Origin of the sequence: Nonlabens ulvanivorans, assembly GCF_000732625.1 — a bacterium.
Classification (GTDB): domain Bacteria; phylum Bacteroidota; class Bacteroidia; order Flavobacteriales; family Flavobacteriaceae; genus Nonlabens; species Nonlabens ulvanivorans.
Map to the genome: position 1 here is coordinate 1 of NZ_JPJI01000004.1, position 21919 is coordinate 21919.

The following is a 21919-nucleotide window of genomic DNA, read 5'->3' on the forward strand; positions in this document are numbered from 1 at the left end:
TATAAGCCTTTAAAACGTCTCAATCGCCATTATACAACGTTCTTGTTTGTTTCCTAGCGGCTGGCGATAATTGGGTAAGTACAAGCTGACTATAGCTCAAGAGGTTTTACAGCTTTGCCATTATTGTCTCCGACGAGCGCAGCGAGAGGAAGACAGTTGAGTAGGTTGGGAGACTTGTGATTTATAATTACTAAAGCTGGTTGATCTTTTGCAGCGTTATTGCAGTTCTAAAGTTTCTAATCCGAAGAGTGTAATTATAAATTACAAAAGCGAAAACCTACGGCCGCAGGCAATGGACTAGAACGGTCTGATATAAGAATAGTAGGGCTGAAAATAGACAGTTACTATTCGGTTAAACACAAGCCGAATTTTTTAATTTTTCTTATTATCTTTTTTTCTCGACAAGCCAAATTTAAAAATTTGGCGATCTTGCAAATATGCCAATATCATTGGGTTAAGCACTCATTGCCCTATTATTTTTATACGTTGTTATGTAGCGTTTGTTCTCAATTTCTCTAATAATGATGGTACTTCTTTATGATCTTCATACCATATAACATTTAATCCAATTTTATTGAAGGTGTCTTCTTGAATTTTATGATGTAGTTTTGAAAATTCTTGATACTTTTTAGATTTACTAATTATCGTGGATTTAATTTCTCTTTCTAATAAAATATAATGCTTACATCCATCGTATTTTTCAGAATGAATACTGAATAGTCGTCTTAAGTTTGGGTCTATTCCAGATAAACCAATCAAAACGCACGTTTTTTCACGAAGTGCTTTGATTTGTACAATATTAGACCAAGAATATGGATCTGATTGCATTTGTAAATACCCATCTTCACTAAACACCAAAACAGATTGATCAAGATTAGTATAAAGTTTTTCATCCCTTGGAATGAACCCGTGAACGTGATAGATGGGTAACTTTGTCATTTCCTCTTGATCAGCTTCACGATACATACTTTTAAATTCTACGCCATTTTTTTTAAGGTGCTTTTCAAGTAGATCATCAAAATTATATGTAATAATTGACTCAATTCCTACTTTTCTTCTTCGTGGCTGAGCAAGTTTGGATATTGTTTCTAGCAATGGTTGATCTTTAATTGGCTTTACTGTTCTGTACAAAGCCTTTTTAATTTCATTCTTGAAATTTTCTCCTAAAGCACTTCTAATATAAGAAGCACTTACAATTGGAGCACCATTTTGTATGCTTACCAGTTCATCTGCTATTTCATCTTTCTCCGCAATAGTAAGCTTATCTGAAATTTTTTCATTTATTATCGAAAGATTCAGTTTTTTGAGAAGCTCGTTCCAACTTGGTACACCAGCATCCTTTGACGCACCTGCTCCTAACATTAGTATTATTTCATCGTTTTCGTAGGCTTTTTTTAATTTGACTAGCTTTTGATCTCTTTCTAGTATCCAGTCATCAGACGATTTTTTCGCATATTCAATAGTTTGATTAAAAACTTCTTTACCAATATTGCTAAGTATCTTGAGACTGAGGTCTTCGTTACTCTTAATTAGCTTTAATACTTCATTATTATCCCAAATAATTAAACTTAATCCTCTTCTTTTTGCAATTCCAATAGCTCGATCTTTATCATCTAAACTAATCTCATCAGCAAAAATTAAAAGAACTGATTTATATCCTGAATTTGTTTGAACTATTCTATTTAAAATTGTTGATAATAGTAATTTTGAAAATCTAGATTTGATTTCTACAAGAGTGTTGTCTGGAATATTCAAAAATCCATCTTCGATTATTGCATCCAATTCAATTTTACGAGCAATTTGATCTTTAGTGATAAATTCAAACTTAGGATATCTATGAAGTCTTTTCTTTCCTTCTTGTTTTGCGAGGTCGTCCAATAACCCTAATAGTAGTACTTCAAATTCTCTTCTATATTCTTTGTCGAATATATTTACGTAATTCCTAGATTTTTCATCATTTAGATGTGTAAAAAAGAACATATTTTTTTGATTGGTTTATTTAAATTTTAAACCATATGCTTGTTAAAATGCTACATAACGTGTTTGTATATGGTTTGTTGCGTCGTTTAAGCACCTAATTTAGCAAATAAAAACCGAATAGAAAGTCCGCGAGGATTTTCGTAAGTAGGCGAGTACTAGCAATGAATTATACACGGTGTTACCTGCTGGTTTTTATCTTATGATTGTATTTATATTAAAATTTTCAGCTTCTTGTTCATTCAGTATAAAGTGTCTGAACGTGCCAACACTAAATTGGCTTAAGTATTCAACAACTCCATTTTTGAATCTACGAATCTCATCAGCATTTCCTATGTCAGAACGATAGACCATTATTAAAATTAAAGTAGGACTTCTTTTACTTGAATTAAAAATGTGATTTCGCATTCTTACCAAAGCGCTAAAAGACTTTTTTACAATGTCCATATTTAATTTTGTTTGTAAATATTTAACCTCAATAATTATATCTGGATTTTTCCTTTTATTATTTGGTGTTAAAACAATATCAGCCTCAAATTTATCGTCAATTTTTACATTTGCTTTTGGCTCATAAGCAAATGAATTAAACTCAATTATTTTATCATAAAAGAGTTTTTCCATTCCGATTAAGTTAGTTTTTAGTTTTTCAATTTCTTCTTTGCTTTTTGCTTTTGGTTTCTCATCTTTTATTTTTTCACTCGAAGTGCTTTCTTGAATTTCTTCTTGTACTTCCATTTCCGCTTTTTCATCAATTTCTTCTGAATCCAATTGCTTTGTAGCTCGAAGTAACTCTAACTTAATTCCGTCTGTTTCATCAATGCCATCTTGTTTTTTCTTCCATTTTTTAAAACCTATGAAAATTAATAAACATCCAAATAAGAATAAACCAATAGAGATAAATGGAAGTGCTTTAATTACGATTAAATTCAAACTAATTCTATTGTCAACAAGGTCTTTCGATGATTGAATTAATCCATTATAGTCTGTTGAGGATATTACACCCAATTCCTGTTTCATAAATAACCAAGGAATTATGAATGAAGAGGCTATAAAAATTAGCCCTATAGATGTTAGGAATCTGTATAAATCTGAAAATTCAATTTTGTTTAGCATAATGTTTTTTCAACTTGCAGGTAACGGTCTTGTATATGGCTCGTAGCGTGTAAATTAGAAAATTATTTTCGAATTAAGCACAAGCCAGATTTTTAAATTTTACTATTTATCTTATTTATCGGAAATCGTCAAATTTAAAAATTTGGCGATTTCCCAAATATGTCTTAACTTCGATTAGGCAACTAATTAGCTATGAGCTATATACGTTGTTGTGCATAGTTATTTTCTAGTACGCACAGTCTCTCAATAACTTCTCACATTCATCAATTATATTGTCATAATGTAATATTATTATTCCATTTTTTCGGCTTTCTCTAGCAAGTCGATAAGTCTTTTCATTAAAATCATCTCTTTTTCCTGCTACTACAACATAATTCATTCTTGTATTGTCATATTCTAAAAATTCTCGAGGAATATTTTTTGAAGGATTTTTATGTTTGTCAAAGACATTTCTCAGAGTTCCAAAGTTTTTATCATTCCAATGCTTCCAATCTGCAATTTGTTCAATTCCTTTTCGAAAGGTTTGTCCAAAGCTTCCATTTCCGATAGTTATATTTTTAGATGGGTTTTCTAATTCCACAAAGACGAAGTGATATCCATTCGAATTTTTGCCAACAATTAGAAAATCAACCTGAAAATTTGGTGGTAATTGAAATTCAGGAAAAATATATCTATCGTGATGACCAAAAACAGTATAGTTTTTCAGAATAGAACCGATAATAAAGTGAGCTTCGTTATCTTTTATAAAGTTCAAAATATTCCTTTCTGTCGTATCTGCATTATTTAGCAATAATTTGAAATCAGCTAGTTTTTGTTCGTAGTCTTTTTTTCTAATTGCTAAGTCAGCTTCGTTTAGAAAATTATTTGGAAAATAAGATGCAACATTTAAAAGAAAAGGATGTTTTCCAACTAATTCTAAAAGTTCAAAAGGATTTTTCATTTCTTTTGAATTCTGTATCATTTTTTCAATCGATTCAGTTGCGTTTAATCTGTCATATTCTTTAGTTAACTTAATTTCATCTTCGTTTAACTTAAAAAAATCTCTTGAAAATATGCTCATTTATTGGTTTCGGTTTTTAATTATGCACAACGTTAGTACATACAAACCTAAGCAAAATCTTACAACATTATGGTACTCTATTTGACTTAAAGCAAACCTTTTAGCAGTGTCGATCATAACTCAAAAAAGGTAGTAAATGCAAACCTTTTCGTTTTAAACGTTTCATATCGGCTTTTTCAACACTCTAAAATTTCACGTTTCGTTTTGGTATAAAGTCATAAGTTGATTAGTGCAATAGGATGATGCTTTTTACACTTTCGCGCAAGCGGTATTTAAAAATATAATGTAGTGAGATGCTGCAGTGTGTGCATAGATTTATTTTCTATAGCTCATTTTTATCGCATAAAAAAAAGCCCAACCTTGCGGTTGGACTTCTCTATGATATAACTGCAATGGCAGTATTCCCGATTTTAAACCAGTTCTTCTAGTGCTAGTTCTACAGGTACCTGATGTTTTAAAATGTCTTCCATGGTCTCGCGTTCTCTGATTAAATGCGCCTCGCCGTTGTACCACAGCACCTCTGCCGGACGGTATCTACTGTTATAGTTACTGGTCATAGAGTAGCAGTAGGCACCAGCGTTTGCAAATGCGAGTATGTCACCTTCTGTGATCTCGCTGATCTGGCGGTTTTGTGCAAAGGTATCGGTCTCACAGATATAACCTACCACGCTGTAAAAACGATTGCGGCCAGTCTCATTAGAGATATTTTTAATACCGTGGTACGATCCATATAACATAGGACGTATCAGGTGATTAAATCCACTATCGATACCAGCAAAAACGGTAGACGTGGTTTGTTTTACGACATTCACTTTGGCAAGAAAATATCCTGCCTCACTTACTAGAAACTTTCCAGGTTCAAAGGCTAGTGTGATATCACGTCCATAATCTTTACAAAATTTATTGAAACGCTCGCTTAACTGCTCACCTAAATCCTCAATGTCTGTAGAAACGTCTCCTTCTTTATAAGGTACTTTAAATCCACTACCAAAATCGATAAACTCCAGGTCCTTAAACTTTGCTGCGGTCTCAAAAAGGATTTCTGTCGCATATAAAAACACGCCTATGTCTAGAATGTCACTACCCGTATGCATGTGCACACCGTTAACGGTCATTTTAGTATTTTCTACAATGCGCAGTAAATGCGGTATCTGGTGGATAGAGATCCCAAATTTTGAATCGATGTGTCCTACAGATATGTTTGCATTACCACCAGCCATAACGTGTGGATTAATACGCACACATACCGGTATGGTAGGATGCTTAGAGCCAAATTGTTCAAGGATCGATAAATTATCAATATTGATTTGCACGCCCATGGCAGCGACTTGTTCAATCTCTTCTAGCGACACACCATTAGGCGTGTAAATGATCTTGTGCGGCTCTACACCAGTAGCAAGACCCAACTGTACTTCTTGTAGACTCACGGTATCGAGTCCAGCGCCTAACTGTTTAAACAGCTTCAAGATGGATAAGTTTGATAATGCTTTAACGGCATAATGTATTCTCAGTGATTTCGCTTGCGCGAAAGCCGAGGTCAAACGTTCATACTGCGACACGATACGATGCGCGTCGTACACATAGACAGGACTACCGTGTTCCTGTGCAATGTTCAATAAATCTTGTGATTGCATGCTTAAAAATTAAGCCTACAAAATTACTAGGTTAGGACTAATATTTATTAATAAAATGATAAATCTTTCTTATGAGCTGGTATAATGATGGCGCCATCGGTTTATGGGTAGCATCCATTTATAGAAATAGGGATACAAATTACCTTTCTGTATCATAGAAAGGGCATGCCTGTAATGCAGCGTTAATTATCTGTCTATGGCTTTTAAACACAACGGTTGTTATAGAATGATGTTCATAAAATCAATTCTGATTCTGTATAAGTGGGAACTATAAATTCATCACTTAAAGTCTAAATTTTTGGCTTACTCATAACCTGTTCTTAAAAAATATATTTTTATTTCAAATTCAAGGTTCACTTTCTTATTTTTGCTGTACTTAAAATTGAACCTTAAAGAACATTTATGAATCTTCACGAATATCAAGGAAAAGAAATATTAGCTAGTTATGGTGTAACTATACAGCGAGGTAAAGTAGCAACTACTGCTGCAGAAGCTGTAGCGGCTGCAAAAGAATTAACTGAAGAAACTGGTACTGGATGGCACGTTATAAAAGCCCAAGTACACGCCGGTGGACGTGGTAAAGGTGGTGGAGTAAAACTTGCCAAAAATCTTGAACAAGTTGAAGAAATAGCTGGACAGATCATAGGTATGGACCTAGTAACACCACAGACTAGTGCTGAGGGAAAACGTGTTCACCAAGTTCTAGTGGCAGAAGATGTATATGAGCCAGGTGAAGTAGAGGTAGAAGAATTCTACATGTCTGTACTTCTAGACCGTGCACAAGGAAAAAACATGATCATGTATTCTACAGAAGGTGGAATGGATATCGAGACCGTTGCAGAGGAGACGCCACATTTAATCTTTACAGAGACGATAGACGCATCACATGGTTTACAAGGTTTTCAAGCAAGACGTATCGCGTTTAACTTAGGTTTAAGCGGTAAGGCATTTAAAGAAATGACAAAGTTTGTTGCTGCTTTATACAATGCATATGTAGGATCTGATTCTGCTTTATTTGAAATCAATCCAGTATTAAAAGCTAGTGATAACCGTATCATCGCAGTAGATTGTAAAATCACACTAGATGAAAACGCATTATTCCGTCACAAAGATCTTGAAGCAATGAGAGATACACGTGAGGAAAACGCTACTGAGGTAGAAGCAAAAGCGGTAGGATTAAACTATGTAGATCTAGATGGTAATGTAGGTTGTATGGTAAACGGTGCAGGACTTGCAATGGCAACGATGGACCTTATCAAACAAGCTGGTGGAGAACCTGCTAACTTCCTAGATGTAGGTGGTACTGCAGATGCAAAACGTGTTGAAGAAGCTTTTAAAATTATCCTTAAAGATAAAGGTGTGAAAGCAATTCTTGTAAACATCTTTGGTGGTATCGTACGTTGTGATCGTGTAGCACAAGGTATTATAGATGCAAAGAAAAGTATGGGTGATGCGATGAATGTACCATTGATTGTAAGACTACAAGGAACTAATGCAGAGATTGCAAAGGATCTTATCGACAACTCTGGAATGGATGTTCAAAGTGCTACAGAATTTCAAGAAGCTGCAGATAAAGTACAAGCGGTAATCGCTTAATACTGATTTAGAGAATAAATTCTCGATTAAATATATAAAACCACGTTGAAGTTTATCAACGTGGTTTTTTTATGTGTTGAAAGTTTTAAATCAAATCAGTTTATTAAATTTGAGTATAAACCAACACATTATGAAACACTTATACTCTTTTTTAATTTTTGCCATTTTTACGATAACAGCCCAAGCTCAATATATCGAGTTTGATTTTGATAATGCAACCATTAATGGGAATACGGTGACACAAGATGTTACTGTTAATGGGATAGGATACCGTTTAACAGCTGTACATGGTTCTAATAGTACAGCAGCGTTATTTGATGATGGAACAGGTGATTTGTCTTTAAGAGGTACCGGTGGCTCTAGACCAGAACAAAACTGGACCATTTCATTAATAAAAGCTGGATCTGCAGAGAATTTTGATTTTGTAAGTGTGGACTATTTTAATAATAGTGGTTCAACACATACCTTTATTGTAGGTGATAGTAATAATAATGCCATATCTGCACAGACTAACATTCCGCCTAGCGATGCAGGAACGATACTAGTAGCCACACCAGCAAATGCGACTAACTTACCATCGTGTTTGATCTTTGGTTTGACATTTTTTGCGACTACAGACACTTATTTTGATAACTTAAGTATCAGACCGGTTTCTTTATTATCTAATGAAGATGAAACACTAGAAAGTGTGCAGTATTTTCAAAACAGTCAACAAAACTTAGTTTTATCACATCGCGAGTTAGAAGGAGCAACGATAGAAATCATGAATCTTAACGGACAGCTGTTAACCAGTACAACGGCAGATGCGATAGATTATGTAGTGGATGTTGCAAATCTAGCGAGTGGATTGTATGTCGCGCGTGTGACCATGGATGATCAGGTAGAAACGATTAAATTTATAAGATAGCCCTTAATTATAATTATAATAAAAAAGCCTCTTTTCATAAGAGGCTTTTTTATTAATTAAAAGGTCTAATCTTCTTTGGATTCATCAGACTCTTCATCTTTAGGTTGTTCTAGATCCATGTCTGGTAAAGCATCTGGATCATTCATTTCCTTCTCATCATAGTCGTCTTCATCAAAGGCTTCCATTTGCATCGATAAGCGCTTAGATATCTTAACGAGGTACTTGGTGTCTTCGGTTTTTACTTCTACCGCTTCAATTAATTCATTTTTATGGTTTTTAAATGATATGATATCATCGTCACCATAACCATCTGGATATCTTTCTACTAAAAGTGATAACACATCTGGTGTAAGTTTCTTATAATCTACAATTACATTTTTCATAATAACATTTAGAGATAAACTAAAGTATATAAAAAACTGAAATCACCCAATGGGTTTGTGTAAACTGTAGATTATTTTTTTAGCTCTTTAAAAGCTGTTATAATGTCTTCATTAGCAACGACTTGATTGGTCACAAAAGAGCCTATGCTTTCTAGTAAGACAAATTTAATCTCGCCGTTACTATTCTTTTTATCGTATTTCATAAGGTCAATCATCTCCATCACTTCATCATCAGTAAATGAAAATGTGAAATTTAAAGAAGTGTACCAGTCTTTAATCTCTTGATAAGCATCCATCGATAAACTAGCATATTGAACACTTAAAAAAGATTCAACAACGATACCTGCTGCGATAGCTTCACCATGTAGAACAGCTTCACGTTCCTCATGATCCATTAAAAAAGATTCTATAGCGTGACCTGCTGTATGTCCATAGTTAAGAGCCTTGCGTGCTCCTTTCTCAAATGGGTCCATGGTAACAATATCACTTTTAATAATCGCACTTTGATAGATTAGGGAATTAAAGGTTTCATTTAAATAGTCAGTCACCTTAAGCATGTCTTTCCAGTACACACGATCACTAATTAAACCATGTTTAAACATTTCAATACTACCATTAACTAAATGTTGCTGTGGTAATGTTTTTAAAAATGCAGGATCTATTATGGTCATGATAGGTGGATTGATCACACCTATTTGATTTTTAAGATGGCCTAGGTCTACACCATTTTTACCACCTATAGCAGCATCTACCATACCTAATAAACTAGTAGGAATGTGTATAAACGGAATACCTCTCTTAATAGTAGAAGCTATAAAACCACCTAGATCAGTAATCACGCCACCACCTAGATTAATCATCAAGCTGTTGCGGTCACATCCCAATTCAACTAGTGCACTCCATACACCAGCACAGGTATCGATGTTTTTGAATTCCTCGCCATGATCGATTTCTATCACTTCTATAATTGCCGTTGTTTCAATCTGTGGCATTAAGTAAGGATAGCAGTTTTCCATCGTCTTATCGTCTACAAGAATAAAAATAGTAGATGGTTTATTTTCTTTAATCCATTTGTTGATGGCCTCAAAGCCTTGGTTTTCAAAGTAAATGGTAAAGTCTTTAATAGTAATAGGGTTCATGTTTTGTAAGCTTTCGCGGAAGCGTTAAAAGTACAATCTATGTAGCTATTATTTAACTCCTTTGCTACTATATTTGCGACATGAATATGGAAAATCCTTTTAACAACACAGAGATTGCTTTTTCATTAAAGAGTAATCGAGAGCTACGCAAAGCTCATTTTCTATTTAAGATGATGGGTTACCCGTCATTGATCAATTTTGGGTCTGCTGTGATGATGAAATCGTTGCAGTGGAGACTGCCAGTTAAAGGGTTGATTAAACACACCGTTTTTGAACATTTTTGCGGTGGTACCACAGAAGAAGAGTGCAAGTCTGTAGTGGATAATATGTACTTAAAAGGTGTGAGTAGTATCCTAGACTACTCTGTAGAAGGAAAAGAAGATGAGGCAGATTTTAATGCTGTGGTGGATAAGAAATTGAAACTTATTAAACATGCTGCTCATTCTGATGCCTTACCATTTGAAGTAGTGAAACCTACTGGTATCGGTAGATTTTATATCTGGCAAAAAGTTACCGAGAAAAAAGAACTGACTGCTGCAGAACAAGCAGAATGGCAACGTATTAAAGATAGAGTATTGCTACTATCTCAAACGGCATATGATAATGATATCGCTTTACTTTTTGATGGTGAAGAAAGCTGGATGCAGGATGCGGCAGATGAATTGATACGTGACATGATGTTACAATTCAATAAAGAAAAAGCCATTATTTATAACACATTGCAATGTTATAGGCATGACAGACTGGATTACATTAAAGAGCTTTATAATGACGCTATAGAAAATAACTTTATAGTAGGAGTAAAGATTGTGCGCGGTGCATATATGGAAAAAGAGCGCGCTCGTGCTGAAGAGATGAATTATGAGTCACCTATCTGTGCTAATAAAATGGCGACGGATGAGATGTTTAATAGCGCCATGTATTTTATTCTAGATCATCTAGACGTCATTAAGTTATGTATAGGAACGCATAATGAGTCTAGTACATTGCAAGCAATGGAAATTCTTACAAAGAAAGGTATTGCTGCAAATAATAAAGATGTATGGTTTGGACAGCTATATGGTATGAGTGATAATCTTACTTTTAACCTAGCGCAAATGAATTATAATACGTTTAAGATTTTGCCCTTTGGTCCTATAAGAGATGTGATGCCTTATTTAATACGTAGAGCTCAAGAAAACACCTCTGTCGCTGGACAAACTGGACGTGAATTGATATTGATCAGGCAAGAAATGAAAAGGCGTGGTCTTTAATCGTTATCGTTATAAATAATTTTTTCTACCGTTGCATAGCGTTCACAATTCTTTACCCATAAAGTAGTATTAGCTAATTCTTCACGACCAGAAATGTGGTAAAATTTACATGGTGTTGCGTCTCGATCTGATTTTGAAAAATTGACATCTCCATACTTTAAGATCAGTTGAATACTTAAGGTATCGATATCATTTTGAGCTAGATTTTCTCTTAATTCTGGAGAAAGTCTAATGGATTTCTTACCGATGTCTGCAAGTACTCTAGATTCTGGAAACCAGGTACATTGTGTTCTTTTACCAGTAAGAAAGAAAACTAAAAATATTAAACCTATGGAAACGCCACCTAGGTAAAAACTCAATCGTTGAATAAATTTCATTGCTGCTCTTTAAAAGATGAGCAAATTTACGTCGCTATAAGGTAAGTTATACCATGAACCTACAGATTTGTTTGTGATGATACCATGATACATATAGATACCACATTTAAGACCTTTATCCATTCTTATGGCATGTTCAATTCCGCCATCTTCAGCAATGTTTAATAAATAAGGCGTAAAAATGTTACTTAAAGAAATAGATGCGGTTTTTGAGTAACGCGACGGTATGTTAGGAACACAATAGTGAGTAACTCCATATTTTTCAAAAGTAGGTTTATCATGTGTGGTGACTTCACTCGTTTCAAAACAACCACCCATATCGATACTTATGTCCATAATTACAGATCCTTGCTTCATATTTTCTACCATCGTCTTAGTCACTACTACAGGAGCTCTATTGCTTCCAGATAAAGCACCTACCACAACATCACATCTTCTCAAGGCTTTAAGTAGATATTTGGGTTGTAGGGTAGAGGTATATAACTGCTGACTTACCTTATCTTGAAGGTTGCGCAATTTTGTAATAGAGTTGTCAAAGACTTTCACATTTGCACCTAATCCTAAGGCCGTACGAGCCGCAAATTCACCTACAACTCCAGCACCCATAATGACAACATCGACAGGTGGAACGCCAGTGATGTTACCAAACAATTGTCCGGTACGATTTGCGCCACTGCTTAATAATTCACTTGCAATAAGAATGGAAGCAATTCCTGAAATTTCGCTTAATGCGCTGACTGCAGGATAATTACCACTGTCATCTTGAATAAATTCAAAAGCAAGTGCGGTTACTTTTTTTGCAGCTAATTTTTCAAAATAAATTTTGTTCCTTGTTTTTATCTGTAGTGCAGATATTAAAACGCTTTGTGGTTTAATAAGCTCTATCTCTTCTAATGATGGTGGAGCAACTTTTAATATAGTAGGACAAGAGAATACTTTACTGCGGTCGGAAGTAAGTTCTGCTCCAGCCTCATTATATTGAGAGTCTGTAAAGTTAGATCCGTTTCCAGCTCCTTTCTCCATTAAGATACGATGGCCATGTGCTGTAAGTGCAGCCACAGCATCTGGAGTTAAAACAATACGTTTTTCTTGATGTTGTGTTTCTTTAGGAATCCCTAAAAGTAATTCTTGCTTAGAGCGTTGTATCTCTAGGCGTTCCTCTTGTGGTAAGAGTTGATCTTTAGTAAATGGAGATAATTGTTGACTCATAAGAACTAGTATAATCCCTAAAATTAGTCAATTTAACTGAAGAATCGATCACTAGGTTTTTTAATACCATCTTCAATTTCAGAGATGTCTATTCCATGAATTTTATCAAATACTTTAATACGAGCTAGATAACTAGCAGAAAGCGACCCGATAACTACTGGAATAATAAAATAGATTTCATGATGGTCTATATATTCTAAGTTTGGTAAGAACACCGATATTAATTGGAAAAAATACATAGAAAAAGGTATAATGATAACATGATACCACCAATGTTTGCAGGTTAAAAACCATAAAAAGAATAGAAGAGCTGGAAGTAGTTTTATCATTATTAACCAAGTAGTTACATAAGGATCTCCACCAAAACTTTCATTAACAGCTTTCAAAGCTTCTATTTCCCATAAGCTTTCAGGAACAGCCTCGTAACTATAAAATAAATAAGGTATAACAGCTAGGATGACAGCAACTACGGTACCGTATATCAGTGAACTTGAACTATTATTTGGCATTTATTTATTTAATCTATTATGTAACAAAAAAAATCTTCGTTTTCACGAAGATTTTTAAAGATAATAAAAACAATGGATTAACCTAATAGTCCGTTTGCTTTTGCAACTGCTAATTTCTTAGCTAGTGTTTTTTTCTCAATTTTCTTCGATGTTGGCGCTTGTGGCGCAAATTGTACTGCAGCTCCTGCTATCGATACACTGAATATCGCTAACAAAGCCATTGCTTTGAGGGACTTGTTGTTCATAATAATTTGGTTTAAGTAAATAAGTGATACTAATGTATAGTGTTTATTCCTGTAAACCAATAAAAAAATAAAGAAAAAGATTAAGGAATTCGATAATCGGGCAAAACGTCAGTTATGTTAAAATGATTAACAATGTTTTTAACAACTGTTAAAATTACATTTATTTAGCAATTATGGAAGTATTACTTTTCTTTGATTCACGCTTAAATTCTCAATCGTTATTGTTGTAAAGCTCTCTAAATAAGGCGTTAACAGTTCTGGCCATTCTACAAATAAATAGGCTTCAGAATCAAGATATTCTTCTATTCCGATGTTTAAAAGCTCTTCTTTATCTTGTAATCTATAAAGATCAAAGTGATAAACGGTTACTTTATCGGATTTATACTCGTTAACTATAGAAAAAGTAGGAGAAGAGGTTACTTCATTTATTCCCAATTGTTTACACATCGCATTTATAAGCGTTGTTTTACCAGCACCCATAGGTGCATTGAATAAAATCACCTTCTCTGTGGTATGTGCTAATATTTGACGCGCTACTTGTTCAATATCGTCTATATGATATGTAATATTCATCTATCTCGGATTAAAAACGGCAAATGGTATGAGCATTTCTTCTAGAGAAACACCACCATGTTGATAGGTGTTTCTGTAATAGCTTACATAATGGTTGTAATTATTAGGATAAGCAAAAAATAAATCACCTTTTGCAAATATGAAGCTACTGCTCATATTGATTTTAGGTAGTTTTATAGTGCTTGGGTCTTTGGCCGCTAAAACATCTTTATCCTCATAACTTAAACTACGACCTGTTTTGTATCTTAAATTAAGGCTAGTATCTCTATCGCCTACAACTTTACTTGGGTTGGTCACGTTAATGGTTCCGTGATCAGTGGTTAATATTAATTTGAAACCTAAATCTTGTGCTCGTTGAATAATCTCTAATAAAGGAGAGTTTTTAAACCAGCTCAACGTTAATGAACGATAAGATTTATCATTACTCGCTAGATCTTTGATGACCTTCATTTCAGTTTTGGAATGAGAAAGCATATCCACAAAATTGTAAACGACAACAGTTAAATCATTATCCTTTTGAGATTTAAAATTTTCTGCAAGTTTTCTTCCTTGTTGTTCACTTGTTATTTTATGATATTGATGTGTTAATCCTAAGCCCAATCTTTTAAGTTGTGCAGTAAGAAAAGCATCTTCATGCATATTTTTTCCTCCTTCATCTGTGTCATTTAACCATAAGTCAGGATGCCTTTTGGCCATATCTTCTGGCATCAGACCAGAGAACAATGCATTTCTAGCATACTGTGTTGCTGTAGGTAGTATAGAGCAGTACGTTTCTTCGGTTTCTTTTTTATAATGACCATTTATAATGTTTTCAAACACTTTAAATTGATCATAACGTAAATTGTCTACAACCACTAATAGAACAGGTTTGTCTTTCTTTAAATGTGGTGCAATTCTTTTCTTAAACAAATTATGAGACATAATAGGTGCCTCGTCGTCCTCGTCAAACCACTCAGGATAGTTGCGATCTATAAATTTGCAAAACTGATTATTAGCTTCATTTTTTTGAGTCGTTAAAATTTCAAGCATTCCGCTATCATCAATATCTTCTAGCTCTAATTCCCAATAAATCAACTTTTGATATAATTGAACCCATTCTTCATATGAATTAATCATCGATAGGTCCATAGAGATTTTTCTAAATTCTCTTTGATAGTCAGAAGTAGTTTTATTAGATACTAATCTCGAGTGATCTAGATTCTTTTTTAAAGAAAGTAAAATCTGATTAGGGTTTACAGGTTTAATTAAGTAATCAGCGATTTTAGAACCTATCGCTTCTTCCATAATATACTCTTCTTCACTCTTAGTAATCATGATTACAGGTAGTTGAGCCTGTTTTTCTTTAATTTCATGTAATGTTTCAAGACCCGTAAGGCCAGGCATATTTTCATCTAGTAATACGATATCATAATTGACTTCTTCAATGGCTTCTAAAGCTTCTGTACCACTTACTCGAGTATCGATACTGTACCCTTTATTTTCTAAAAATATAATGTGTGGCTTTAATAAATCCACTTCATCATCTACCCAAAGGATTTTTATGTCTGTCATATCAGTATCTTTGTAATTAAATCGCTGTTCCTTTTGAATCAACAGAACAAACTTAAAATATTAAACGATCCCATTTATGGTTTTATTACCATTCCTAATGAGGACTTATTTACAATAATAGAACATCCTTTTTTTCAAAGGTTGCGTCGCATCACTCAAATGGGATTGAGCTACCTGGTTTATCCAGGTGCACATCACACTCGATTTCATCATGCATTAGGTTGCTTGCACTTAATGCAAAAAGCTGTCCAAGTACTTCGTTCTAAAGATGTTGAAATATCTATAGAAGAAGAAGATGCTCTTTATAAGGCAATATTATTACATGATATTGGACATGGTCCATTCTCACATGCTATGGAACACAGCTTTGTAAATAATGTTAGTCACGAAGATATTTCTATCCTTTTTATGGAGGCTCTTAATAAAGAGTTTAACGGTAGTTTAACGCTAGCCATTAAAATATTTAAGGGAGAATATCATCGTCCCTTTATGATGCAGCTTATATCTAGCCAGCTTGACATGGATCGATTAGACTATTTAAAGAGAGATAGTTTTTACACAGGTGTCGCAGAAGGTAATATTAATAGTCAGCGTTTAATTGCGATGCTTAATGTAAAAGAAGATGAATTAGTTGTTGAACAAAAAGGGATATATTCTGTCGAGCATTTTTTAAGCAGTCGTAGATTGATGTACTGGCAGGTCTACCTTCATAAAACAGGAATAGGAGCAGAGCATTTATTACAATCCGTTTTTGTACGTATTAAAGAGTTGATTAAATCTGGTGAAACAATGGAAATCCCAGCAGATTTATTCTTTTTTCTTAAAAATGAGGTCTCTTTAAGCGATTTTGATCTCGATACTTTAAGCAGATTCTCAAGATTAGATGATACCGATTTGATAAGCACCTTGAAATTTGGTTCTCAACACAACGATTTTGTGCTTAAAGAATTATGTCAAATGATTCTTAACCGACAATTGCTCAAAATCAAGTTTACAAAACAGCCTGTTACCGCTTCAAAACTTGATAAGAAAATCAAAACTTTAAAGACCGTATATGACCTTTCTGACCACGAGGCAAGATATTTTGTTTTCTCAGGTGCTGTTCATAATCTCGCTTACGCGAAAGCAAAACCTATAAAAATCCTTTTCAAAAATGGGAAATTAGTAGAGCTCATAAAGGCTGGCGAGGAAGCAAGCTTTAAAGCACTCACTAAACAAGTGACTAAATATTACTACTGCTATCCTAAGATTCAGGATTAACTAAAATTACTATTTTTGCGATAATGAAATTTACCGTACAACAAATTGCAGATATACTAGAAGGAACTATTGTAGGTGACTCTGAAACACAAGTTTCTAAGCTCTCTAAAATAGAAGAAGGTGAGGCTGGTAGTATCAGCTTTTTATCAAATACTAAGTATACTCCATTTATATATACCACAAAGGCAAGCGCAGTCATCGTAAACGCTGATTTTGTTCCAGATCAAAGTGTATCTACAACGTTAATTCAAGTAGAAGACTCTTATAGTGCTTTTACTAAATTGCTTGAATACTATCAAATGATCAAGCTTAATAAAAGTGGCATAGAACAACCTAGTTTTATACATGAATCAGTGGTTAAAGGCGACGGTTTTTACCTAGCCGCATTTGCATATGTTTCTCAAAATGTCAAACTAGGTGATAACGTGAAAATATTTTCACAAGTTCATATTTCAGATAATGTTACCATAGGAGATAACTGTGTCATACATGCTGGCGCAAAAATTATGTCGGACACGATAATAGGTAATAATGTAACTATTCATGCGGGAGCTGTTGTAGGAGCAGATGGGTTTGGTTTTTCACCTAATCCGGATGGGACGTATAATAAAATCCCTCAAACAGGTATCGTTATTATAGAAGACAATGTTGATATAGGAGCGTTAACCACTATAGATAGAGCAACCTTGGGTGCTACCATTATTAAAAAAGGAGCTAAACTTGATAATCAGATACAAATCGGGCATAATGTAGAAATAGGTGAAAACACCGTTATTGCTGCTCAGACAGGTGTTGCTGGTTCATCAAAAGTAGGCAGAAACTGTCGTATAGGTGGTCAAGTAGGTATCGCAGGACATATAACTATAGGTGATAATGTTGGAATACAAGCACAAAGTGGTGTAGGTAAAAACATTAAAAATGATATGGTGATACAAGGTTCTCCAGCATTTGATTATGGTGATTGGAGCCGATCTTATGTATATTTTAAAAATTTAAAAAAGCTAGACAGCAGGATTGCTGATCTTGAGAAAAAGAATTCATAGATGACAACTACAGATTTTAAACAAACGACTATATCTAAAGATATTTCCTTAACAGGTGTAGGATTGCACACAGGAAACAATGTTACTTTAGTCTTTAAACCGGCACCAGCAAATCATGGCTATAAATTTCAGCGTGTTGATTTAGAAGGTCAACCAGTAATTGAAGCAGATGCTAACTATGTAACAGATACCAAACGCGGTACCACGTTAGATAAAAATGGTGTTCACATTAATACTTGTGAGCATGTCCTAGCAGCCCTAGTAGGTTTAGAAATAGATAATTGTCTTATTGAAATAGATAATAGTGAACCACCTATCATGGATGGGTCATCAAAATTCTTTATCGAGGCTTTAGAGAAAGCAGGTATTGATGATTTAGATGCAAACCGTAAAGAATATGTCGTTAAAGACGTTATATCTTATCGTGATGAAGAGACTGGTAGTGAAATTATTCTTATGCCTTCAGACTCTTACCAAGTAACAACGATGGTAGATTTTGGAACTAAGGTTTTAGGAACTCAAAATGCTACCTTAGAAAAATTATCTGACTTTAAATCGGAAATATCAGATTCTAGAACTTTTAGTTTCTTACATGAAATTGAAATGTTATTAGAACATGGGTTAATAAAAGGTGGAGATTTAAATAACGCTATAGTTTATGTAGATAAAGAGTTGTCTACTAAAACGATGGAAAACCTTAAGAAGGCTTTTAATAAAGATAATGTCTCTGTAAAGCCTAATGGGATTCTAGATAATCTAACATTACACTATCCTAATGAAGCTGCACGTCACAAATTACTAGATGTAATTGGTGATCTAGCCTTAGTCGGCACTAGAATCAGAGGTAAAGTTATTGCAAATAAGCCTGGGCATTATGTAAATACTCAATTTGCAAAAAAACTATCTAAACTTATCAAGTTAGAAGCTCGTAATAATGTGCCTAAAGTAGATTTTAATAAAGAGCCTTTAATGGATGTGGTGAAAATTATGGAAGTTTTACCGCACAGGCCACCATTTCTTTTAATTGATAAGATTTTTGAACTATCAGATAGTCATGTCATAGGATTAAAAAATGTGACGATGAATGAGCAGTTCTTCAATGGTCACTTTCCAGGTGCTCCTGTGATGCCTGGTGTTCTTATCGTAGAAGCAATGGCGCAAACTGGTGGTATACTAGTCTTAAGTACGGTACCAGATCCAGAAAATTATTTAACATTCTTCATGAAGATGGATAATGTAAAGTTCAAGCGTAAAGTTTCTCCAGGAGACACGCTTATATTTAAATGTGATTTAATAACTCCTATTAGAAGAGGTATATGTCACATGCAAGCTTATGCTTATGCAAACGGTGTACTATGTGCCGAGGCTGAGTTAATGGCACAAATCTCAAAAGTAAAATAATGAATCAACCATTAGCATACGTACATCCAGGAGCAAAAATAGCCAAGAATGTAGTTATAGAACCCTTTACAACAATTCACAATGACGTCATTATAGGTGAAGGGACATGGATAGGATCAAATGTTACTATCATGGAAGGTGCTCGCATCGGTAAGAACGTAAGTATTTTTCCAGGAGCGGTAATAAGCGCCATTCCACAAGATAAAAAGTTTGAGGATGAAGACACCACCACAGTAATAGGTGATAACACAACGATTAGAGAATGTGTAACTATCAATCGAGGAACGTCTGATCGAATGAAAACCGTAATAGGTAAGAATTGCTGGATTATGGCTTACTGTCATATCGCACATGATTGCGTAGTTGGAGATAACTGTATTTTTTCAAACAACAGTACTCTTGCAGGACACATAACCGTAGGAGATCACGTTGTACTAGCTGGTATGGCTGCTGTTCAACAGTTTTGTCAGATAGGTAGTCATGCGTTTGTAACCGGTGGATCATTGGTAAGAAAAGATGTGCCACCATTTGTAAAAGCAGGACGTGAACCATTAAGTTATGTAGGTATCAATTCTGTAGGTTTAAGAAGAAGAGGTTTTGAATTAGAGAAAATCAGAGAAATTCAAGATATTTACCGCATTCTTTATCAAAAAAATTATAACGTATCTCAAGCTGTTCAAATAATAGAAGCAGAAATGAGTGCGACTAATGAAAGAGATGAAATAATAGAATTTATAAAAAACTCAAAGCGAGGTATCATGAGAGGATACGTAGCTAGTAATTAATAAGATATGGCAAGTACAAGCGACATTAGAAAAGGATTGTGTATTAGATACAATCACGATATTTATAAAATAGTTGAATTTTTACACGTTAAACCAGGTAAAGGACCAGCATTTGTAAGAACAAAATTAAAAAGTGTTACTAATGGTAAAGTGATTGATAATACTTTTTCTGCAGGACATAAAATTGAAGATATTAGAGTAGAAACTCAATCATTTCAATTTTTATATCAAGATCCTGAAGGTTATCATTTCATGAATACCGATACTTATGAGCAAATTCAATTACAAGAATCAGTATTAGATGCTCCAGGTCTATTAAAAGAAGGTGAAGTAGTAAAAATTCAAATTAATACTGAAGATGATTCTCCACTTTCTGTAGATATGCCACAATATGTAGTTTTAGAAGTTACAGCAACAGAACCTGGCCTTAAAGGTAATACAGCTACAAACGCTACTAAGCCAGCAACAGTAGAAACAGGTGCAGAGGTTAATGTACCTCTTTTCATCAATGAAGGAGATAAAATACGTATTGATACAGATAAAGGTGCTTATCACGAGCGCATGAAGTAATACATGAAGTTCTCACAAACACATCGTTTAAAGGATATCGCTGCACTCATAGATTGTGAGTATGTAGGTGATGATCAATTTCCGGTTACTGGTATGAATGAGATTCATGTAGTGACACCAGGAGATATTGTGTTTGTGGATCATCCCAAATATTATGATAAGGCCTTGCAAAGTGATGCGACTATTGTTTTAATTAATAAAAAAGTAGAAGCACCTTCTGGTAAAGCTCTTTTAATATCAGATGATCCTTTCAGAGACTTTAATAAACTAACACAACACTTTGCTCCGTTTCACGCTTTCGCGGAAGCGAATACCAAAGCGCCTATAGTAGGTGAAGGATCCATAATACAACCTAATGTCTTTTTAGGTAATGATGTTGTCATCGGAACAAATTGTGTCATACACAGTAATGTTTCAATTAATGATCGATGTATCGTTGGTGATAATGTCACTATTCATTCGGGAACTGTGTTAGGGGCAGACGCTTTCTACTACAAACGTAGACCAGAAGGTTATGATAAATTACTAAGTAATGGACGCGTTGTCATTGATAACGATGTAGAGATTGGTAGTTTATGTACGATTGATCGTGGTGTGAGTGGTGATACAACGATAGGTAGCGGTAGTAAATTAGATAATCAAGTCCATATAGGACATGACACAGTAATTGGTCAACATGTTCTTATCGCTAGTCAAACTGGTATTTCAGGCTGTGTAATCATTGAAGATGAGGTGAAGATTTGGGGTCAAGTAGGGATACGTAGTGATATAAGACTAGGAAAGGGATGTGAAATAATGGCACAAAGTGGTGTCTCAAAAGATGTTAAACCAGGTGATGTATTATTCGGTTCACCAGCCTCAAATGCTAAAGAAAAGTTTAGAGAGCTGGCAGCTATAAGAATGTTACCTAACTTTATCAAAAATAAATAAATGTCAGCAGCAGCTAAAAAAATTATAAGATCATTCTTAGAATCAGATATGTTTATCAATCCTGATCTATTTAAAGATTTCATACATCCAGATTTTAGAACACACTGGCATGCTAGTTCTGGTTATAGAGAATACAATTATAATGAATATTATAGACTGACTGAGTCAACTGCGTCGTCATATGAAAGTATGAGAACAGAAATCACGCACATGATCAGTGAAAAGGATGAAGTAGCAGCACGATTTACTGTGTTTGTAAAAACCGTAGAAAATCCTCGAGAAGAAATTCCTATAGGGTATTTTATTTCTATCTTTAAAGTCTCAGAAAATAAAATCATAGAGATTCATCAAACGAGTCACCCAAGCGAAAAGTAAAAAAAAATAAAACTCAACTTAAATATATA

22 protein-coding genes are annotated in these 21919 nt (G+C 34.3%); 10 read left to right on the forward strand and 12 right to left on the reverse strand.

Features of this window, described 5'->3' with window-relative positions:
- Positions 1–489 precede the first annotated feature (489 nt).
- From IL45_RS00330 to lysA, 4 genes are all read right to left on the reverse strand, one after another.
- Entirely contained in the window at positions 490–1980 is a 1491-nt protein-coding gene (locus tag IL45_RS00330; RefSeq protein ID WP_036578979.1) for an SIR2 family protein, read from the reverse strand.
- Positions 1981–2172: 192 nt separating this feature from the next.
- A complete protein-coding gene (locus IL45_RS00335; RefSeq protein ID WP_152550760.1) occupies positions 2173–3090 on the reverse strand; it encodes a hypothetical protein in 918 nt (305 codons plus the stop codon).
- 226 nt (positions 3091–3316) lie between these two features.
- Positions 3317–4150: a Shedu anti-phage system protein SduA domain-containing protein gene (locus IL45_RS00340; RefSeq protein ID WP_051788589.1), complete on the reverse strand. Its 834-nt coding sequence runs from the start codon at positions 4148–4150 to the stop codon at positions 3317–3319.
- A 410-nt stretch (positions 4151–4560) separates the two neighbouring features.
- The gene (gene lysA / locus IL45_RS00345) at positions 4561–5784 is read right to left on the reverse strand and encodes a diaminopimelate decarboxylase (protein WP_036578985.1); all 1224 of its coding nucleotides are present in this window, start codon (positions 5782–5784) and stop codon (positions 4561–4563) included.
- A gap of 402 nt (positions 5785–6186) precedes the next feature.
- Between lysA and sucC the strand changes: the two genes are divergently transcribed.
- Entirely contained in the window at positions 6187–7380 is a 1194-nt protein-coding gene (gene sucC / locus IL45_RS00350; RefSeq protein ID WP_036578987.1) for an ADP-forming succinate--CoA ligase subunit beta, read from the forward strand.
- Between the two features lie 130 nt (positions 7381–7510).
- The gene (locus IL45_RS00355; RefSeq protein WP_036578992.1) at positions 7511–8287 is read left to right on the forward strand and encodes a T9SS type A sorting domain-containing protein; all 777 of its coding nucleotides are present in this window, start codon (positions 7511–7513) and stop codon (positions 8285–8287) included.
- Between the two features lie 65 nt (positions 8288–8352).
- Here IL45_RS00355 and IL45_RS00360 read toward each other — a convergent pair whose 3' ends face one another.
- Both IL45_RS00360 and aroB read right to left on the reverse strand, forming a co-directional pair.
- Positions 8353–8670, reverse strand: coding sequence for a hypothetical protein (locus IL45_RS00360; protein WP_036578993.1), 318 nt, complete (start codon positions 8668–8670; stop codon positions 8353–8355).
- 71 nt (positions 8671–8741) lie between these two features.
- The gene (gene aroB, locus IL45_RS00365) at positions 8742–9809 is read right to left on the reverse strand and encodes a 3-dehydroquinate synthase (RefSeq protein ID WP_036578994.1); all 1068 of its coding nucleotides are present in this window, start codon (positions 9807–9809) and stop codon (positions 8742–8744) included.
- Positions 9810–9895: 86 nt separating this feature from the next.
- Here aroB and IL45_RS00370 point away from each other — a divergent pair, with 86 nt between their 5' ends.
- Entirely contained in the window at positions 9896–11062 is a 1167-nt protein-coding gene (locus IL45_RS00370) for a proline dehydrogenase family protein (protein ID WP_036579125.1), read from the forward strand.
- Here IL45_RS00370 and IL45_RS00375 read toward each other — a convergent pair.
- The 6 genes from IL45_RS00375 to porX form a co-directional block, all read right to left on the reverse strand.
- Positions 11059–11439 carry a hypothetical protein gene (locus tag IL45_RS00375; RefSeq protein ID WP_036578995.1) on the reverse strand — a complete coding sequence of 127 codons (381 nt, stop codon included), beginning with the start codon at positions 11437–11439 and terminating at the stop codon, positions 11059–11061. The two genes, IL45_RS00370 and IL45_RS00375, sit on opposite strands and share 4 nt — an antisense overlap.
- Positions 11440–11448: 9 nt before the next feature.
- Positions 11449–12648 carry an alanine dehydrogenase gene (locus IL45_RS00380; RefSeq protein ID WP_036578996.1) on the reverse strand — a complete coding sequence of 400 codons (1200 nt, stop codon included), beginning with the start codon at positions 12646–12648 and terminating at the stop codon, positions 11449–11451.
- 32 nt (positions 12649–12680) lie between these two features.
- Positions 12681–13157 (reverse strand): hypothetical protein, encoded by a 477-nt coding sequence (locus tag IL45_RS00385; protein WP_036578997.1) that lies wholly within the window; start codon positions 13155–13157, stop codon positions 12681–12683.
- Positions 13158–13234: 77 nt separating this feature from the next.
- A complete protein-coding gene (locus IL45_RS15045) occupies positions 13235–13402 on the reverse strand; it encodes a hypothetical protein (protein ID WP_160165375.1) in 168 nt (55 codons plus the stop codon).
- Positions 13403–13573: 171 nt separating this feature from the next.
- Complete coding sequence (tsaE, locus tag IL45_RS00390) at positions 13574–13975, reverse strand: tRNA (adenosine(37)-N6)-threonylcarbamoyltransferase complex ATPase subunit type 1 TsaE (protein ID WP_036578998.1); 402 nt, start codon at positions 13973–13975, stop codon at positions 13574–13576.
- Positions 13976–15526: a T9SS response regulator signal transducer PorX gene (porX, locus tag IL45_RS00395; RefSeq protein WP_036579126.1), complete on the reverse strand. Its 1551-nt coding sequence runs from the start codon at positions 15524–15526 to the stop codon at positions 13976–13978. It lies immediately after the preceding gene.
- Between the two features lie 33 nt (positions 15527–15559).
- On the opposite strand from porX, the gene IL45_RS00400 reads away from it, so the two are divergent.
- Genes IL45_RS00400 through IL45_RS00430 form a run of 7 tightly spaced genes read left to right on the forward strand, consistent with a single transcriptional unit; the run spans position 15560 to position 21890 of the window.
- Positions 15560–16786 carry an HD domain-containing protein gene (locus IL45_RS00400; protein WP_036578999.1) on the forward strand — a complete coding sequence of 409 codons (1227 nt, stop codon included), beginning with the start codon at positions 15560–15562 and terminating at the stop codon, positions 16784–16786.
- Positions 16787–16809: 23 nt separating this feature from the next.
- Positions 16810–17829, forward strand: a complete 1020-nt coding sequence (lpxD, locus tag IL45_RS00405; protein WP_036579000.1) for a UDP-3-O-(3-hydroxymyristoyl)glucosamine N-acyltransferase — start codon at positions 16810–16812, stop codon at positions 17827–17829.
- Positions 17830–19230, forward strand: a complete 1401-nt coding sequence (locus IL45_RS00410) for a bifunctional UDP-3-O-[3-hydroxymyristoyl] N-acetylglucosamine deacetylase/3-hydroxyacyl-ACP dehydratase (protein WP_036579001.1) — start codon at positions 17830–17832, stop codon at positions 19228–19230.
- Complete coding sequence (gene lpxA, locus IL45_RS00415; RefSeq protein WP_036579003.1) at positions 19230–20015, forward strand: acyl-ACP--UDP-N-acetylglucosamine O-acyltransferase; 786 nt, start codon at positions 19230–19232, stop codon at positions 20013–20015. The genes IL45_RS00410 and lpxA overlap by 1 nt, the downstream gene beginning before the upstream one ends.
- Before the next feature lie 6 nt (positions 20016–20021).
- Complete coding sequence (gene efp, locus IL45_RS00420; RefSeq protein WP_006794937.1) at positions 20022–20585, forward strand: elongation factor P; 564 nt, start codon at positions 20022–20024, stop codon at positions 20583–20585.
- Between the two features lie 3 nt (positions 20586–20588).
- Positions 20589–21515 (forward strand): UDP-3-O-(3-hydroxymyristoyl)glucosamine N-acyltransferase, encoded by a 927-nt coding sequence (locus tag IL45_RS00425; protein WP_036579007.1) that lies wholly within the window; start codon positions 20589–20591, stop codon positions 21513–21515.
- Positions 21516–21890: a nuclear transport factor 2 family protein gene (locus tag IL45_RS00430; RefSeq protein ID WP_036579008.1), complete on the forward strand. Its 375-nt coding sequence runs from the start codon at positions 21516–21518 to the stop codon at positions 21888–21890. It begins immediately after the preceding gene.
- The last annotated feature ends 29 nt before the right edge of the window (positions 21891–21919 follow it).

What these genes read in the sequence shown, in the direction of transcription:
- IL45_RS00330 (WP_036578979.1), bottom strand. Translation starts at nt 1,980, where the DNA reads ATGTTCTTTTTTACACATCTAAATGATGAAAAATCTAGGAATTACGTA.
- IL45_RS00335 (WP_152550760.1), bottom strand. Translation starts at nt 3,090, where the DNA reads ATGCTAAACAAAATTGAATTTTCAGATTTATACAGATTCCTAACATCT.
- IL45_RS00340 (WP_051788589.1), bottom strand. Translation starts at nt 4,150, where the DNA reads ATGAGCATATTTTCAAGAGATTTTTTTAAGTTAAACGAAGATGAAATT.
- lysA (WP_036578985.1), bottom strand. Translation starts at nt 5,784, where the DNA reads ATGCAATCACAAGATTTATTGAACATTGCACAGGAACACGGTAGTCCT.
- sucC (WP_036578987.1), top strand. Translation starts at nt 6,187, where the DNA reads ATGAATCTTCACGAATATCAAGGAAAAGAAATATTAGCTAGTTATGGT.
- IL45_RS00355 (WP_036578992.1), top strand. Translation starts at nt 7,511, where the DNA reads ATGAAACACTTATACTCTTTTTTAATTTTTGCCATTTTTACGATAACA.
- IL45_RS00360 (WP_036578993.1), bottom strand. Translation starts at nt 8,670, where the DNA reads ATGAAAAATGTAATTGTAGATTATAAGAAACTTACACCAGATGTGTTA.
- aroB (WP_036578994.1), bottom strand. Translation starts at nt 9,809, where the DNA reads ATGAACCCTATTACTATTAAAGACTTTACCATTTACTTTGAAAACCAA.
- IL45_RS00370 (WP_036579125.1), top strand. Translation starts at nt 9,896, where the DNA reads ATGGAAAATCCTTTTAACAACACAGAGATTGCTTTTTCATTAAAGAGT.
- IL45_RS00375 (WP_036578995.1), bottom strand. Translation starts at nt 11,439, where the DNA reads ATGAAATTTATTCAACGATTGAGTTTTTACCTAGGTGGCGTTTCCATA.
- IL45_RS00380 (WP_036578996.1), bottom strand. Translation starts at nt 12,648, where the DNA reads ATGAGTCAACAATTATCTCCATTTACTAAAGATCAACTCTTACCACAA.
- IL45_RS00385 (WP_036578997.1), bottom strand. Translation starts at nt 13,157, where the DNA reads ATGCCAAATAATAGTTCAAGTTCACTGATATACGGTACCGTAGTTGCT.
- IL45_RS15045 (WP_160165375.1), bottom strand. Translation starts at nt 13,402, where the DNA reads ATGAACAACAAGTCCCTCAAAGCAATGGCTTTGTTAGCGATATTCAGT.
- tsaE (WP_036578998.1), bottom strand. Translation starts at nt 13,975, where the DNA reads ATGAATATTACATATCATATAGACGATATTGAACAAGTAGCGCGTCAA.
- porX (WP_036579126.1), bottom strand. Translation starts at nt 15,526, where the DNA reads ATGACAGACATAAAAATCCTTTGGGTAGATGATGAAGTGGATTTATTA.
- lpxD (WP_036579000.1), top strand. Translation starts at nt 16,810, where the DNA reads ATGAAATTTACCGTACAACAAATTGCAGATATACTAGAAGGAACTATT.
- IL45_RS00410 (WP_036579001.1), top strand. Translation starts at nt 17,830, where the DNA reads ATGACAACTACAGATTTTAAACAAACGACTATATCTAAAGATATTTCC.
- lpxA (WP_036579003.1), top strand. Translation starts at nt 19,230, where the DNA reads ATGAATCAACCATTAGCATACGTACATCCAGGAGCAAAAATAGCCAAG.
- efp (WP_006794937.1), top strand. Translation starts at nt 20,022, where the DNA reads ATGGCAAGTACAAGCGACATTAGAAAAGGATTGTGTATTAGATACAAT.
- IL45_RS00425 (WP_036579007.1), top strand. Translation starts at nt 20,589, where the DNA reads ATGAAGTTCTCACAAACACATCGTTTAAAGGATATCGCTGCACTCATA.
- IL45_RS00430 (WP_036579008.1), top strand. Translation starts at nt 21,516, where the DNA reads ATGTCAGCAGCAGCTAAAAAAATTATAAGATCATTCTTAGAATCAGAT.